Annotated in this window: 13 protein-coding genes; 3 read left to right on the forward strand and 10 right to left on the reverse strand. The window is 28.5% G+C overall.

Translation table 11 applies throughout. From position 1 onward, the window contains the following. The first annotated feature begins 125 nt into the window (after positions 1-125). Together WAO74_RS00005 and ettA are read left to right on the forward strand one after the other, a co-directional pair. The gene (locus WAO74_RS00005) at positions 126-308 is read left to right on the forward strand and encodes a CAL67264 family membrane protein (protein WP_422158626.1); all 183 of its coding nucleotides are present in this window, start codon (positions 126-128) and stop codon (positions 306-308) included. Positions 309-361: 53 nt separating this feature from the next. Next, positions 362-2,053 (forward strand): energy-dependent translational throttle protein EttA, encoded by a 1,692-nt coding sequence (ettA, locus tag WAO74_RS00010; protein ID WP_422158627.1) that lies wholly within the window; start codon positions 362-364, stop codon positions 2,051-2,053. Positions 2,054-2,220: 167 nt separating this feature from the next. Here ettA and WAO74_RS00015 read toward each other — a convergent pair whose 3' ends face one another. After that, positions 2,221-3,162 (reverse strand): hypothetical protein, encoded by a 942-nt coding sequence (locus tag WAO74_RS00015; RefSeq protein WP_422158628.1) that lies wholly within the window; start codon positions 3,160-3,162, stop codon positions 2,221-2,223. Between the two features lie 208 nt (positions 3,163-3,370). On the opposite strand from WAO74_RS00015, the gene WAO74_RS00020 reads away from it, so the two are divergent. After that, on the forward strand, positions 3,371-3,868 hold the full coding sequence (locus WAO74_RS00020) for a DinB family protein (RefSeq protein WP_422158629.1): 498 nt from the start codon (positions 3,371-3,373) through the stop codon (positions 3,866-3,868). 895 nt (positions 3,869-4,763) lie between these two features. On the opposite strand, the gene WAO74_RS00025 is transcribed toward WAO74_RS00020, so the two are convergent. The 9 genes from WAO74_RS00025 to WAO74_RS00065 all read right to left on the reverse strand — a co-directional run bounded on the left by WAO74_RS00025 (position 4,764) and on the right by WAO74_RS00065 (position 16,142). Continuing rightward, positions 4,764-5,801 (reverse strand): D-alanine--D-alanine ligase, encoded by a 1,038-nt coding sequence (locus WAO74_RS00025; protein WP_422158630.1) that lies wholly within the window; start codon positions 5,799-5,801, stop codon positions 4,764-4,766. A gap of 30 nt (positions 5,802-5,831) precedes the next feature. Then, positions 5,832-6,071 (reverse strand): DUF6095 family protein, encoded by a 240-nt coding sequence (locus WAO74_RS00030; RefSeq protein ID WP_422158632.1) that lies wholly within the window; start codon positions 6,069-6,071, stop codon positions 5,832-5,834. Then, positions 6,061-6,882, reverse strand: a complete 822-nt coding sequence (gene murQ, locus WAO74_RS00035; protein ID WP_422158634.1) for an N-acetylmuramic acid 6-phosphate etherase — start codon at positions 6,880-6,882, stop codon at positions 6,061-6,063. The genes WAO74_RS00030 and murQ overlap by 11 nt, the downstream gene beginning before the upstream one ends. A 55-nt stretch (positions 6,883-6,937) precedes the next feature. Next, positions 6,938-7,768, reverse strand: a complete 831-nt coding sequence (locus tag WAO74_RS00040; RefSeq protein WP_422158636.1) for a DUF4249 family protein — start codon at positions 7,766-7,768, stop codon at positions 6,938-6,940. A 34-nt stretch (positions 7,769-7,802) separates the two neighbouring features. Beyond that, positions 7,803-10,172: a TonB-dependent receptor gene (locus WAO74_RS00045; RefSeq protein WP_422158638.1), complete on the reverse strand. Its 2,370-nt coding sequence runs from the start codon at positions 10,170-10,172 to the stop codon at positions 7,803-7,805. Positions 10,173-10,389: 217 nt separating this feature from the next. Continuing rightward, positions 10,390-12,600 (reverse strand): NADP-dependent isocitrate dehydrogenase, encoded by a 2,211-nt coding sequence (locus tag WAO74_RS00050; RefSeq protein WP_422158640.1) that lies wholly within the window; start codon positions 12,598-12,600, stop codon positions 10,390-10,392. A gap of 718 nt (positions 12,601-13,318) precedes the next feature. Continuing rightward, the gene (gene rplS / locus WAO74_RS00055) at positions 13,319-13,669 is read right to left on the reverse strand and encodes a 50S ribosomal protein L19 (RefSeq protein ID WP_422158642.1); all 351 of its coding nucleotides are present in this window, start codon (positions 13,667-13,669) and stop codon (positions 13,319-13,321) included. A gap of 299 nt (positions 13,670-13,968) precedes the next feature. After that, positions 13,969-14,646 carry a tRNA (guanosine(37)-N1)-methyltransferase TrmD gene (gene trmD, locus WAO74_RS00060; RefSeq protein WP_422158644.1) on the reverse strand — a complete coding sequence of 226 codons (678 nt, stop codon included), beginning with the start codon at positions 14,644-14,646 and terminating at the stop codon, positions 13,969-13,971. Positions 14,647-14,699: 53 nt separating this feature from the next. Continuing rightward, on the reverse strand, positions 14,700-16,142 hold the full coding sequence (locus WAO74_RS00065; protein WP_422158646.1) for a hypothetical protein: 1,443 nt from the start codon (positions 16,140-16,142) through the stop codon (positions 14,700-14,702). Between the last annotated feature and the right edge of the window lie 65 nt (positions 16,143-16,207).

Here is a 16,207-nt window from a genome sequence, read left to right on the forward strand (position 1 = left end):
CTTTATATACACTCCTTTGTAAAACTTCATAATAAGGAGATTAGTTATAAAATCATTAAATCTTATTAATAGTTATTTCCTTATTTTTTCTCATATTTGTAGCCTAATTTTTTAATTACAGATTTATGTCGATGAATAAAAATACAGTTCTTGGTTGGGCTACTTTATTAATGATAGGAATGGCAGTAATACTTATACTAATGGGCGCATACAGATATAATGATGTTGCTGGTTGGGGATTTGCCACAGTTGGAATTGGTTTTCTTTGTATTGCCTGGGTTTTTAACGCCCTAAAAGGAAGAGTATAAAAAGTCTACAGTTTTCGGTAGCAGTTTACAATAAAATTTAAAAATTAAGAAAGATGAGTGATGATAAGAAAGTAATATTTTCTATGAATAAACTTTCAAAAACCTATCAATCTACTGGAAAGCAGGTTTTAAAAGATATTTATTTAAGTTTTTTTTACGGAGCAAAAATTGGAATTCTTGGTTTAAATGGTTCTGGAAAATCTACTTTATTAAAAATTATTGCAGGTGTAGAAAAGAATTTTCAAGGTGATGTAACTTTTGTACCTGGTTACAAAGTTGGTTATTTAGAACAAGAACCTCAATTAGATCCTGAAAAAACAGTTTTAGAAATTGTAAAAGAAGGAGTTGCAGAAACAGTTGCAATTCTAGATGAATACAACAAAATCAATGACATGTTTGGTTTAGAAGAGGTGTATTCTGATGCTGATAAGATGGATAAGTTAATGGCTAAACAAGCAGAATTACAAGATAAAATTGATGCTGCAAACGCTTGGGAATTAGATACCAAATTAGAAATTGCCATGGATGCTTTAAGAACTCCAGAATCTGATAAAAAAATCGGTGTACTTTCTGGAGGTGAAAAACGTAGAGTTGCACTTTGTAGATTATTATTACAAGAACCAGAAATTTTATTGTTAGATGAGCCAACAAACCATTTAGATGCAGAATCTGTGCATTGGTTAGAGCATCATTTAGCACAATATAAAGGAACTGTAATTGCAGTAACGCACGATAGATATTTCTTAGATAATGTAGCTGGTTGGATTTTGGAATTAGATAGAGGTGAAGGCATTCCTTGGAAAGGAAACTACTCTTCTTGGTTAGACCAAAAATCTCAGAGAATGGCGCAAGAAAGTAAAACAGCTTCTAAACGCCAAAAAACTTTAGAAAGAGAACTAGATTGGGTACGTCAAGGAGCAAAAGGTCGTCAAACAAAGCAAAAAGCTCGTTTGAAGAATTATGATAAATTAATGAGTCAAGACCAAAAACAGGTTGATGAAAAATTAGAAATCTATATTCCAAATGGACCAAGATTGGGTACAAATGTGATTGAAGCAACTGGAGTTTCTAAAGCTTTTGGAGATAAATTATTATACGAAAATTTAGCATTTAATTTGCCACAAGCTGGAATTGTTGGAATTATTGGACCAAATGGAGCAGGAAAAACAACCATTTTTAAAATGATAATGGGTGAAGAAAAACCTGATAAAGGAATTTTTAATGTTGGTGAAACAGCAAAAATTGCATATGTTGATCAAGCGCATTCTAATATCAATCCAGATAAAACAATTTGGGAAAATTTTTCTGATGGTCAAGATTTGGTAATGATGGGGGGAAAGCAAGTAAACTCTAGAGCTTATTTAAGTAGATTTAATTTTTCTGGAAGTGAGCAAAACAAAAAAGTAGATACACTTTCTGGTGGAGAACGTAATAGATTGCATTTAGCAATGACGCTTAAAGAAGAAGGAAACGTTTTACTTTTAGATGAGCCAACAAACGATTTAGATGTAAATACGCTAAGAGCTTTAGAAGAAGGCTTAGAAAATTTTGCTGGTTGTGCAGTAGTAATTAGCCATGATAGATGGTTTTTAGATAGAGTTTGTACACATATTTTAGCTTTCGAAGGTAATAGCGAAGTTTATTTCTTCGAAGGTTCTTTTTCTGATTATGAAGAGAATAAGAAAAAACGTTTGGGTGGAGATTTAATGCCAAAACGTTTAAAATATAAAAAGTTAATTAGATAAAAAAAACCTTCATTTTTTCTAAAAATGAAGGTTTTAAAGTTAAGGAATTCAAATAATCAAGTAACGAATTCTCAAATTTATTAAAGATTTTTAGAATTATAAATAGGAAAAACCCCTATTTATTCAAAGCAAAACACCCATTTAAAAATGGGTGTTTTTTTCAAATACTAACTTCTCCTTTTTTTATCAACTTTTTTCTCTTTCTCTTTCTTATTTCTTTCTTGTTTTAAATCTATTTTATTTCTAGAATTATTTTCATTTCTATTGCTTTCTAGTCTTCTTGTATTTGTACTATCATCATTTCTGATAGTGCTATTTCTGGTATTATTTAAGTTACTGTTATCTCTTCTAACGTTATTTCCAGTAGAGTTGTTTCTAGTGTTATTTGAACTACTATCATCTCTTTTAGTATTAATATCTCTGCTGTTTTCTATTCTGTTATTGTAACTGTTCCTGTACGTGTTTTCGGTTCTTTTACTAGAGTTATCTCTTCTGGTAATGCTACCATCAACAGTTTTTCTTCTTTTAATATATCTATTATTACCAAAATTTGAATTACCATTTGCTTTATAATAATAGAAATTTCTGTCTTCTCTAAATCTTGTGTAATTTCTATCAAAATTATTATTGTAGAAAAAACGATCATTATAATTATAAATAGTTCCAATATTTAAGTTGATTTGAACACCATTATCGTAATAAAAATTATCTTTTACATATCCATAAAAAACAGGATTTCCCCAATGATTGTAACGAACATTTAAGTTTCCAACTCTAGTTAAACGATCTCTGTAATAGCTTAGAAAAACATTGCCAATTCTGGTTACATTTCCTCGAATATCATAGTTTAAAAAAACGTTGCCAATTCTTCTAATTCTTCCACGATAATCTCTATCAATTCTAACTCCGCTATTCAAATAACTTGTATCGAAATCGAAATCGCCATTTGTAAAAATAAAGAATTCAATTCCTCTTTCTTCGAAGTTTACAGCATTGTCATAAGAGTAATAATTTACCTCAAATCTGTTTAATAAATTTTCGCCATTTTTGGCTTCAACAGTAGAAACCATCAAGAACATTCCGAATAAAATAAGTACACCTTTTTTCATGATATATGGTTTTAAGGTTTTGTCTACTCTAATTGCTTTTCGACTTCCGCATTTGTTTATTTATTTTCAAAGAGCGTGCCAAAAAATATTTATAGGTTTTGTGGTATTAAAATTAAAACTTCTTAAAAACTTAAAAATTCTGTTTATTTAAATTTCTAAAAGGTAAATTGTTTTATTTTTATACAATCTATTTACAAATTATTATTTTATGATAAATGCCATTGAGAAAAATTTACAAAGAGGAATTCATCTTTTAAAATCAATTTCAGATGATGATTATGCAAACACAACAATTCCTCCTTATTATTCTAGTATTGGCTGTCATATGCGTCATATTTTAGATGTTTTTTCTTGCGTTTTAAATGGATTTAAAGATGATTATATAAATTTAACAAAACGTGAAAGAAATGAATTAGTAGAAAATAAAACAGCTATAGGAATTGCTTATTTTGAGGATATTATTAATCAATTAAAACAAATTTCATCAAAAGATTTAGACTCTAATATTAAGGTTACTGATGATTTAGGTTTAGGCAAAGTTACTGCAAATTATACATTGGCAGCAATATTAATGCAAGCTCAAAGCCATGCAATTCATCATTTTGCTAGTGTTGGATATGTAATTCATCAATTAGGGATAGAATTGCCAGATGAAGATTTCGGGTTGAATTCTACATCACTTAAAAAAACATTAAGAGTTTCTTAAGAAATGTTCCTTTATATTTGTCAATTTTTTTTTGATAAAATAAGTATAGAATTTTTATCCTTTTTTAGTGCTTTAATAGCTTTTAACGGAGTTGTTTTGAATATTTGTTTTCTTTTTGTTGCAAAATCAATACATTTTCCAATCAATTTTTAGGTGCTTTTTTATAAATGATAAATATTAGAACTGTTAAATTTGTGTTTTTTTATTTCAATCCTTATTTCATCAAAACCATTTAGTGCACTTGTTTGTTTTATTCATTATTAGCTGGTTATTAAATATTACTTACACTTAAAAAATAATACACTCTAAAGATTATATTACAAGTTTAAAAGTTTTAATAATTAGTGTTTTTACTGAAATTGTATCAGTTTGGTTTTATTACAATTTTCGCACATAAACAAGTTATATAGCTGGTGCATTAACCACTTCATTTTTATTATATTTAGCCTTGTTTTTTTAAATAAAAATAGAAGTCTATTATTTTTAATTCTACTTTATTATATCCTGTTAAAAAAATTTAAAGGGTTTTAGAATTAACTAAAAAGTTAGACCAGAAATTTTATTAACTTTTAAAGATAACAATTTAGAGTTTTCATCTTTAAATAGTATTGTTAACAGCTATGAAAAAATTTTGTTTTTGTCGTATCTGAAGTAAATAATAACTCAGATGATGTTGGTAAATATTATAATAAAAAGTTTTATGTAGTATTGCATTTCTCAATTAAAGAAAAATCTACAACAAGATCAAATTTTAATACCCAACCCATTCTCTTTTTCCAATTGCTATAGATGCTTATAAAAGTAATCTTATAGGTTTTTTGGAGTACAGTTTTTAAGAGAAAATGATATTAGTAAAGGATTTAAATTGAATACAATGGTATTGTAAATTTAGAGATCATAAAAGTTTAAGATTTAGATAACGTTTTATTTTTTTTATATAAGACCTTAATTCAAACATTTCAGCAATAAACTCTAAACTACTTTTATAAGGAATATTATACTTTTTATGATTTGTTATTGAAATATCATACAAAGATTTCCAATGAACTCTAATCTCTTTTAAAGCTTTAAAATAGGAGGATTTTTGAGTGTCGTAAATATGTGTTGGTTCAGCAATAATTCCATTAATTTCTAAAATTTTAAAATCTGAACCATTTTCTATATCTGAAAAATCGTTGTATTTTAAATCGATTCTACCATAAAACCAACCAGGAATATTTTTACTTAAAGCATCAAAAGTATTTATCAATGTTTCAGAAATTAAATGATTTCCGTTGATAAACTGAGTTCCTTTGGAATGATTTCCAATAACAGAAAGTTTAATTTCTTCATCTTTTTTCGGAATTTCAAATAATTTTTCTTGATGAATTTCAGATAGTAAATCAATTTGTAACTTGGCTCTCTTATCTGCTAAAATCAATTTTTTCATGGTTGAAGTTCCATCACCAAAAACCGTTAAAAATTTTTTTAAAGTGATAGAAGAAATTACTCCATTTTCTTCATCAGGATTTCTAAAATAAAAAATGCCACATTCGTTGTTATAGTCAACAAACTCTTGAATAATAATATCTATTGTATACTTTTCTAGGTATGTTTTTAATTCTTTTTCAGTATTAATTTTCTTCACCAATAAACCTCTAAAACCCATATCTGGTTTCGCTATTAAAGGAAAATTTATATTTTGTTCTTTTAGTTTATGTATTGTTTGTTGAATATTCGTTTGTTTTTTGTGCAGAATACTTTCTGGTCTGTATTTTTTTGGCACTAATTGAATTGTATCGTATTTGCTCTCTGTTCCATTTCCAGAACTTTTAAAAGCAGGATTTGTAGCACTAAAAAAAGCGGAATGTTTTGCTTTTGCAGCCAAAAAAAATGCATAGGGTAAATTCGGAATATAAAACATGTATGCAGGCCAATATTCCCAGTGCAACAATTTATAAAGGTTGGTTGTTTTCAGTACTATTTATTTTTTAAAAAAGGCATCTCCTATCTCTTTAAAAGTTCTGAAAGCTAAAAATATCGAGAATATTAGTAAACAAAAACCGATAAAAAGAATTATATAAGCTATTAAAAAATTTGGGCTTTCTGTGTATAATTTTAAAGCCTTAAAACCCATAGTAATTACAATTGGACTCAAAATAAATAGAAATACTAAAATGCCTAGTTTTATAAAACTTTTACTAAGTAATTCTCTATCTGCCATGGTTATTAAAATTTAGAATTGAATTTCTTACACTTCCATATTTTTTAAGAAGCTCACTTGCAATTTGTTGCTTAATATTTAACTCTTTCATTAACATTTTTTCACCTCTGTCAACTAATTTATTGTTCGACAGTTGCATGTCTACCATTTTGTTTCCTTTCACTTTTCCTAGCTGAATCATAGTAGTTGTAGAAAGCATATTTAATACTATTTTTTGTGCAGTTCCAGCCTTCATTCTAGAGCTTCCTGTTACAAATTCTGGGCCAACAATGACTTCTATTGGATATTTTGATACTTTTGCTAAAGGACTATTTTGATTGCAAGTAATACAACCTGTAAGAATGTTGTTTTCATTACATTTTTTTAAAGCAGCAATTACATAAGGTGTTGTGCCAGATGCAGCAATACCAACTACTACATCTTTTTCTGAAATTTGATGTTCTTTTAAGTCTAACCAACCTTGATTTTCTGAATCTTCTGCAAATTCTACTGCTTTTCTAATGGCAATATCTCCACCAGCAATGATACCCACAACTAATTCATGTGGAACACCAAAAGTTGGTGGGCATTCAGAAGCATCTAAAATTCCTAATCTGCCAGAAGTTCCTGCACCAATATAAAAAAGTCTTCCTCCTTTTTTTAGTTGATTTACAATTTGATGAGTTAAACTTTCTATTTGTGGCAAAGCTTTTTCTACTGCAAATGGAACAGTTTTATCTTCTTTATTAATATTTTGAAGTAATTCTATTACAGACATCTTTTCTAGATGATTGTAATTAGAATCTTGCTCTGTAGTTTTTGTAAAATCCATCAATCAAAAATACAGATTTTATTTTATACTAAGCTTTTAAACTTTCTTGGTACTATTAATTTCTTTCTACCAAATCCAGTGTGAATGTATCGGTTTCAGAAATATGAAAATAGCCTAATGGAAAATTATCTTCTTTGGTAGTATTGATGATATTACCAAGTAAAGAAGAAGGAACTGTTTCAAATGGTCCACCCGAATTTTGTCCACTTTGGTTCACTAAAATTCTAAAATAAGTATAATATTCTTTAGTTAATCCTGACATTTTTATGGTTACAGTCGTTGGTAATTCAATTTCATCTTCTTGATAAAAAAAAGAAAAATTATAATCTGCACCATTAAAAAAACGATCTTCTACAGTTAAGAATTGGTTATTCGTAAAATTGAATAAATAATAGTTTTCCTGAGCTACATCGTCTGTAAAACTTACTTTTACTTCAGTCTCATTGCCAGAAAAAAGGGTTTCATCTCCTTGAAAAACATTATTAAATGTTGCAGTTTTTATTCTAGTTGCTTTGCCTTTATAAGTTTCGTTATCGTAGACAATAGTTAATTCGTATTCTACGTTTTCAGCAGGAATAAATGCATTTACAGGCTCGTAGTTTCCATCAGCATTTGCATCCGAAAAATTAATAACTGCGTTGTTAGACAAATTTGTTAAAAACACAGTTGCATTTGTGACAGTTGGAATCACTTCATCAAAGTAATCTGCAGATAATCTTAATTTTACAATCGTATTTGCAACTACTGGATTCTCATCAAATAATACTTCAAAAGAGGCATCAATGATTAATTTTGGTTCTGTTGATGGAACATCAATATCAACAACTTTTTCGCAATTAGAAAAAGAAAAGATGAATAAGACAAAAATAATTTTTATATTTTTCATAAGAGTAATTTTATTTAACACCCTTTTAAAGGGTTTAAAATTTAAAATTATAAGTTACAGAAGGCACAATTCCAAAAATTGATGTTTGCAGAGCTTCATTTCTAAAGGTTTCTCTATTCTGTCTAAAGTTTATAGATGCTGCGTTTTGACGACCATATAAGTTATAGATGCCAAAAACCCATTCTGCCTGCCATTTTCTATTTTTATTTTTTTCTGGAGTTAAGGTTGCAGAAATATCCATTCTGTGATAAGCAGGAAGTCTGTCTGCATTTCTTCTATTATCATCAAAAATAGGCACGTTTAAACCTTGAATTTCATATTGGCCCACAGGATAATTGGTGGGTTGTCCTGTTTGAAAAAGAAAGTTTGCATTAAAAGTCCATTTTTTCGATAATTCGTAACTCGCATTTATAGAAATATCATGTGTTTTATCAAAAGGTGAGCTATACCATTCTCCTTGATTTATACCAGGTTCGTTCGCATTTCTACCTAAAGTTTGTTGCTCTGATCTGGATAAAGTATAGGCAAACCATCCTTTAAAATCTCCTTCATTTTTTTTGAATAAAACTTCCAAACCATAAGCCCTTGCTTGTCCGTTTAAAATAATGGTTTCAATTTCGTTGTTGGCAATTAAATTTGCACCATTAATATAATCGATTCTATTTTGAATGTCTTTGTAAAAAACTTCGGTTTCTACAGAATAATCGCCATTTTTTATTGATTTAAAATACCCAACAGCATATTGATCTAGTAGTTGAGGCTTTATAAAACGTCCACTTGGTGCCCAAACATCTAATGGAGTAGGAGAAGCTGTATTAGAAAGCAAATGCAGGTATTGAGCCATTCTGTTATAACTTGCTTTTATAGAAGTGTTATCATCTAAAATATAGGATAAAGAAAGTCTTGGCTCAAAATTATTAAAACTACTAATTACATCACTTCTATTAAAAGATTCAGTTGCAATTGCTTCTGCAGATTCGTATTTTTTAAATTGTTGATTATAAATTACTGGAGTATCGTTTGCATAAACGTTTAATTCATCTTGCCCTAAACGTAAAAAGTTGCTAATACGTGCGCCATATTGCAAAGTTAATTTATCGCTTACTTTATGCTCTGCTTCTAAATAAGCTGCAAATTCGTTGGCATATTTATCGATTAATTTTTCTGCTTGTATGCCAGAATCTGGTCTGTTTGGTATAATTTCTCCAGGATTAAATTTGATATAAATATTGTTTATACCATAACTTAATTTAAAGTTTTCGCTTAGATAGTGTTTAAAATCGTATTTTAAATTAAAATTAGTAATACCTGAATCCCACTCAAAACCAACGAAGTCTAGAATTAATCCGTAGAAATAATCTGAATATATTAAAGAAAGATTCGAAAATATTTTATCAGAAAAAAGATGATTCCAGCGTAAATTAACCACTGTGTTTCCATACTTATTTACAAAATTATCGCTAATTCCAAAAACATCTTTTCCAAAATAGGTTGACAAAAAGAGGTTATTTTTATCATTAAACCTGTAATTTACTTTACTGTTTAAATCGTAAAAATAAGCAGTATTGTCATTATTAAAAAGTGGTAAAAAAAGGTGTGCATAAGAAGCTCTACCTGCAACTACAAACGAACTTTTTTCTTTTTCTATTGGTCCTTCTGCTAATAGTCTACTCGAAACTAAACCAATTCCACCAGTTAAATTAAAGTCTTTGCTGTTTCCTTCTTTTTGATAAATGTCTAAAACTGATGACAATCTTCCTCCAAAACGTGCAGGAATTCCACCTTTATATAATTTTACATCTTTAATAACATCAGGATTAAAAACAGAGAAAAAACCAAATAAATGCGAAGAATTAAATACAATAGCTTCGTCTAATAAAATTAAATTTTGATCTGCGGCACCACCTCTAACATTAAAACCAGAAGCTCCTTCACCAGCACTTGTAACACCAGGTAAAAGTAGTAAAGACTTTATAACATCTGCCTCACCAAGAACAACAGGAATTTGTTTTATGGTGGCAGAAGTTAGTTTATTAACGCTCATTTGAGGAGTTCTAACATTTAACTTTTCCAGGTCACTTTCAATAATAATCTCGTTTAAACTTTCGGTTTCTTCTGCAAGCTTAAAGTCTTTTGTGATTTTTTCTGAGAGATTTACAGTCTCATAAATTGTTGTAAAACCTAAATAACTAATTTGAATTTTATAGGTTCCTTTTGGAACGGTAATCGAATAAAACCCATACTCGTTTGTTGTTGTGCCAGCATTTAATTCTGGGAAGAATACAGAAACACCAATAAGAGTTTCGTTACTTGAATTATCGTAAACAGTACCACTAACTGTAATTTTTTCTTGACTAAAGCTATATAAAGAAAAAAGAAAAAGAATTAGAAAGATTTTTTTCAAAGCAAATATTTTTGTTTAATAACTAAGTTTAAATATTGAACAAAATTACAATTATATTATGATAAGAAAATGTTAAAAAAGACTATTAATCGTAGATAATATTTTTTATTTTGTTTTTTTTTTTTGAGCCATAGAAATACATTGTATAAATTAATTTCAATAAAAAAGAGTGCTTTAAAGCACTCTTAATCGTCTATACTTTGAAAAATATATGTTTCTATGCTAAAATAGAATTTAATGTGGTGTTCGGTCTCATTGCATTTGTAGCCATTTCTTCATTTGGTAAATAATAACCTCCAATATTTACAGACTTTCCTTGAATATCATTTAACTCCTTAATAATTTGTACTTCATTTTTACTCATTGCAGCAGCAATAGAAGTAAACTCGGTTTTTAAATCTAAATCTTTATTTTGATTTGCCAAACCTTCTGCCCAATACAAAGCTAAATAAAAATGACTTCCTCGATTGTCTAATTCGCCTACATTTCTTGATGGCGATTTATCATTATCTAAAAACTTATCTGTAGCTTCATCTAAAGTTTCTGCTAAAATAAGTGCTTTTGGATTGTTGTTCACAGTACCTAAATGTTCTAAAGAAACAGCCAATGCTAAAAATTCTCCTAAAGAATCCCAACGTAAATGGTTTTCTTCTAAAAACTGCTCAACATGCTTTGGAGCAGAACCTCCAGCACCAGTTTCAAACAAACCACCACCATTCATTAAAGGAACTATAGACAACATTTTTGCTGAGGTACCAACTTCTAAAATTGGGAATAAATCTGTTAAATAATCTCTTAAAACATTACCAGAAACAGAGATTGTATCCAAACCTTTTACAATCCTTTCTAATGTAAATTCTGTTGCTTTTATTGGTGATAAAATACTTATTTCTAAACCAGTAGTATCGTAATCTTTTAAATAGGTATTTACTTTTTTAATAATTTCTGCATCATGAGCTCTATTTTTGTCCAACCAAAAAACAGCGGGTGTTTCTGAGGTTCTTGCTCTTGTAACTGCTAATTTTACCCAATCTTGAATAGGTAAATCCTTAGTTTGGCACATTCTCCAGATATCACCTTCTTCAACTGAATGTTCAATTAAAATACTTCCATTTACATCTGTAACTTGTACTTTTCCATTAGCCTCAATTTCAAAAGTTTTATCATGAGAACCATATTCTTCTGCTTTTTGAGCCATTAAACCAACATTTGGTACTGTACCCATGGTTGTTGGATCGAATGCACCATTCTTTTTACAGAAATCGATAGTTGCTGCATAAATTCCTGCATAAGAGCTATCTGGAATGATTGCTTTGGTATCTTGTAATTTTCCTTTTGAGTTCCACATTTTACCAGAAGTTCTAATCATTGCTGGCATAGAAGCATCTATAATAATATCTGATGGAACGTGTAAATTGGTAATCCCTTTATCCGAATTAACCATTGCCAAAGCAGGTCCATTTTCATAAGCCTTATTAATATCAGCTAATATCTCTGCTTTTTTCTCTGCTGAAACTTCATTTAAATTACTTAAAACATTTGCAAAACCAACGTTTGCGTTTACGCCAATTTCTTCAAAAGTTTTTGCATGTTTCTCAAACAAATCTTTGAAAAATATTTTTACAGCATGTCCAAAAATAATAGGATCAGAAACTTTCATCATAGTTCCTTTCATGTGCAAAGAAAGCAAAACTCCTTGCTTTTTTGCGTCAGCAATTTGTTCTTCTAAAAAAGCAATTAAAACTTTTTTACTCATTACAGTCGCATCGATAATTTCTCCATCTAACAATGAAATTGCATCTTTTAAAATGGTTTCAGAACCATTAGCTGAGATGTGTTTGATAGAAACTTTTGTAGCTTTGCTAACAGTTACAGATTTTTCATTGTTTGCAAAATCACCAGAACTCATTGTTGCAACATGCGTTTTAGAATCTGCACTCCAAGCACCCATAGAGTGTGGATTTTTACGTGCGTAATTTTTGATTGCTTTCGGAGCTCTTCTGTCTGAATTTCCTTCACGCAAAACAGGATTTACAGCAGAGCCTTTTATTTTGTTATACGTAGCTAAAATTGCCTTTTCTTCTGGATTTTTTGCAACTTCCGGAAAATTTGGAATTGCATATCCTAAAGATTGTAATTCTTTAATAGCTTCTGTTAATTGAGAAACAGAGGCACTAATATTAGGTAATTTAATAATATTTGCATCTGGTTGATTGGCTAAATTTCCTAAAATGGTTAAAGCATCTTCAACTCTTTGTTCTTCTTTTAAATATTCAGGAAAATTGGCAAGAATTCTTGCAGCTAAAGAAATATCTTTCGTTTCTATTTCTATTCCAGAAGATTTTGTGAAAGCCTCTACAATTGGAAGAAAAGAACGTGTTGCTAAAGCTGGTGCTTCATCTGTTTTAGTATATATAATTTTAGCCATTTAAGAAGTAATTTTAGATGTCTTTTAGTTTAACGATTAACCAATGATTTTTTTTGGTTTTTTACAGGGAGCAAATTTAAGGATAAGTGTTGAATTTACAATTGTTATAAATCTAATAATTTTAAGGTTTTATTGATAATAACTTAAAAAAGAAGATATTTTTACTTTAAGGTGTAAAAATAAAAGCCATATCATACAATTACTTGTTTGATATGGCTTCTTTGAAATAGTCTTTTACACTGCTCTGTATTGCTACAAAACAAATAAGAACAAAGTTCTTATATTACTCTTTTTATGGAGCTAATTATAGTTTACTATTTCCATTTTCGAAACATTTTTTAATTTTCGGTAAGTATTTCACTCATCAAAAAACTATAGATGTTTCTTTGCTACTCTTAAAATATTTTAAGAAGAAATCATAATCACGATAACATATTTCTACTTTAAATTTAAATTTTGTTTAAAAAATTAATTTTAAGATTCACAATATATAAAGAACGTTACTCTATAGATTTACAGTTAATTTATGCGATAAGCTTTTTAAAACCTTTCAAATCAACTTATATTTCTGTTGTAAATATAAAGATGTTTTCTAGTTTTGCAAATTTTTTAAAGAATTAAAAATCAACATATTATTAACCAATCTTATGAACATTTGTTAATTAAAAAAAGCGTTGTGAAATTCACAACGCTTTTTTTAATTTTATGTAGAAAGAGATTATCTTCTTTTTTCAGTAATTCTAGCTTTTTTACCAGTAAGACCTCTAAAGTAGAAAATACGCGCTCTACGCACTTTACCTCTTTTATTAACTTCAATTTTTTGAATAGAAGGCAAGTTTACAGGGAAAATTCTTTCTACACCAACAGTACCAGACATTTTTCTGATTGTAAATGTTTCTGAAGTTCCAGAACCTCTTCTTTGAATAACTACACCTCTAAAAAACTGAGTACGTACTTTTTCACCCTCTTTAATTTCGTAATACACAGTAATTGTATCACCTGCATCAAAGGTGTCAAATTCTTTTTTTGTTACGAACTCGTCTTGAACAAACTTTAATAAAGCTTCCATATTTTAATATTTTATAATTTTACAAAAACAACTTTCACGCATTTCGTCAGAGGTTATTTTAGCGAGTGCAAATTTAGTAATTATTTTTAATTGATAAAACTAAAATTTATTATTTTTTAGCTTGATAATTAGTGGAATAGCAAACTCAAAACTTTTTAAGTTATTTATCATTTTATTTTAATGATTATTGATTCTAGTTTTACTTTAGAATTCTAAGAATTCAGGATATTAAGTATGGAAGAAATTGAAAACCTGTAATTTAAAAAATACATTTATTACTATTTTTTATTGATAAGGTTTTACTCATCTAATAAATCGGGTCTTATTTGTGCTGTTCTTTTGTATGCTTGTTCGCTTCTCCAATCATCTATTTTAGGAAAATTTCCAGAGAGTAAGATATCTGGTACTTTCATACCTTCAAATTCTGCAGGTCTTGTATAAACTGGTGGAGATAATAAATTGTCTTGAAAAGAATCTGTAAGTGCAGATTGCTCATCACCAATAACACCAGGAATTAAGCGTACAATTGCATCTACTAAAACTGCAGCAGCCAACTCACCACCTGTTAAAACATAATCGCCAATAGATATTTCTTTGGTAATGTATTTGTCTCTAATTCGTTGATCTACACCTTTATAATGCCCAGTTAAAATCAAAATATTTTCTTTTAAAGAAAGTGTATTTGCTGTGGATTGATTAAGTGTTTTTGCATCTGGAGTCATGTAAATGATTTCATCATAGGTTCTTTCAGTTTGTAATTGTTTTATGCAATTTGAAATTGGTTCAATCATTAAAACCATTCCTGCTCCACCACCAAATTGCGTATCATCTATTTGTTTGTAATTACCTAAACCGAATTTGCGTAAATCGTGAATTACAATTTCCGCCAAACCTTTTTCTTTTGCTCTTTTTACAATAGAATGGTTAAAAGGACTTTCTAATAAGTCTGGAGCTACTGAAATGATATCTATTCGCATGCTGCAAATGTAGATTTTTGTTTTATATTTATATACACATTTACTTTAGATAATTATTCAACAATCATTGTAAAAGGAATGGAATATCTAAACGTTACGTTATTTCCTGAGTCATTACCAGGCTCAACCAAAGGTAATTTACTCATAACCCTTACAACTTCTTTTTTTATTGCAGGATGAGGAGCTTTAACTATTATATTAACAATTTTACCAGTTTTATCTATTTTAAAACCGATAAAAACTCTTATTCTTCCTTGTGATAAGCCCAAATTATTAGGTAAACGAGAATTAAATTTTTTAGAAAAATGTTTTTGAACATTTTTACTAAAACAATTTTTTAAGTCTTCAATATCTGCAGAGTTTTTACAACCTGGAAATATCGGCGTTTTTACATTTGTGATAACAGTATTTGTATTGATGGCAATTTCATTGTTTTCAAAAAATAGAATTTGAATGTTTTGTTTGTTGAATTTACTTTTATCTAAGAAAGTAAATTTTTCTAAAGGATATTCTTTAAAAGCATTAATAATTTCATTTTGTATAACAGAGGATCTTGCGTTAGTATTGATGTTAATTGGTTTGTTGTCAACCAACTCAAAATTTAAATAAAGTCTGTTGTTAATTCTATTTAAATTTGCTTTCTGAATAGTTTCGATTGGAATTTTACTCTTTAAATAGGTTGCAAAATCATTATCTTTTGTAGGTTTAGCTATCTTTTTTAGTTTCGAGTTTATATCCTCTAACTTAGGTTTTTCATCTTTATCAAACCAAATAGTAAAACTATGCATAGGCTCCAAAGGCTTGTCATTTAAAGTACTTATCTTTTCTATAAGCGGAAAAGTTTTTAAAACTCTCTCAACTTCATCCACAAAAAAATCAGGTACATTTGATTTATTATTGATTAAAGACCCATTTTCAGAAATAGTAAATGCAATAAATAAGTTTGTTTCTTTATCTTCTAATTCCTTCAATAAATCAAAATTAAGTTGATTGTAAAAATGCTTTTCAACTTCAACATTTAAACACGTTTTTATATCTTCGTAAAAATTTAAATCATTGCAGTTATAACAAATGGGTGGTGTTTCTGCAATAATTTTACTGCTGCAATTAAAAATATTTTCCCCATCTTCTTCAGATATAATTTGCAGAGAGTATCTATTTTTTTTTTCTAATTTTTCAATGGATAATTTTTCTAATGGATAATTTTCGAATGCTTTTAGAATGCTTTCCCTTAAATCTGGTGAACCGAAATTATTAATAGAAATTCTGAACGGCTTATTTTCGTTATTAATATTAAAAGATAAAACGATATTTTTTTCTTCGGGTTGAAATCTTGCCTCGTTTAAAAGTTCTTTGGAAACGTTTCTATTGAAATATAATGATAATTCATTCTCTGCATCTGGATTTGAAAAGAGCTGATAGTCAAAATTTTCTTTACTTTGAGAAAAATTATAAAAAGAAGAGATTAGTAATAGGATTAAAATATTGTTTTTCATGTATTATGGTATAAAGTAGATTTTTTTTTAGAACTTTTTTAGCGAATCTGGTTGAATTATATCAA

The sequence above is a fragment of the Polaribacter sp. genome, assembly GCF_049276715.1.
Lineage (GTDB): Bacteria > Bacteroidota > Bacteroidia > Flavobacteriales > Flavobacteriaceae > Polaribacter.

Bases quoted from the DNA above. Each gene is read 5' to 3' on its own strand.
- rplS (WP_422158642.1), bottom strand. From the start codon at position 13,669: ATGGAAGCTTTATTAAAGTTTGTTCAAGACGAGTTCGTAACAAAAAAA.
- WAO74_RS00015 (WP_422158628.1), bottom strand. From the start codon at position 3,162: ATGAAAAAAGGTGTACTTATTTTATTCGGAATGTTCTTGATGGTTTCT.
- murQ (WP_422158634.1), bottom strand. From the start codon at position 6,882: ATGGATTTTACAAAAACTACAGAGCAAGATTCTAATTACAATCATCTA.
- WAO74_RS00005 (WP_422158626.1), top strand. From the start codon at position 126: ATGTCGATGAATAAAAATACAGTTCTTGGTTGGGCTACTTTATTAATG.
- trmD (WP_422158644.1), bottom strand. From the start codon at position 14,646: ATGCGAATAGATATCATTTCAGTAGCTCCAGACTTATTAGAAAGTCCT.
- WAO74_RS00020 (WP_422158629.1), top strand. From the start codon at position 3,371: ATGATAAATGCCATTGAGAAAAATTTACAAAGAGGAATTCATCTTTTA.
- WAO74_RS00050 (WP_422158640.1), bottom strand. From the start codon at position 12,600: ATGGCTAAAATTATATATACTAAAACAGATGAAGCACCAGCTTTAGCA.
- WAO74_RS00030 (WP_422158632.1), bottom strand. From the start codon at position 6,071: ATGGCAGATAGAGAATTACTTAGTAAAAGTTTTATAAAACTAGGCATT.
- WAO74_RS00065 (WP_422158646.1), bottom strand. From the start codon at position 16,142: ATGAAAAACAATATTTTAATCCTATTACTAATCTCTTCTTTTTATAAT.
- ettA (WP_422158627.1), top strand. From the start codon at position 362: ATGAGTGATGATAAGAAAGTAATATTTTCTATGAATAAACTTTCAAAA.
- WAO74_RS00040 (WP_422158636.1), bottom strand. From the start codon at position 7,768: ATGAAAAATATAAAAATTATTTTTGTCTTATTCATCTTTTCTTTTTCT.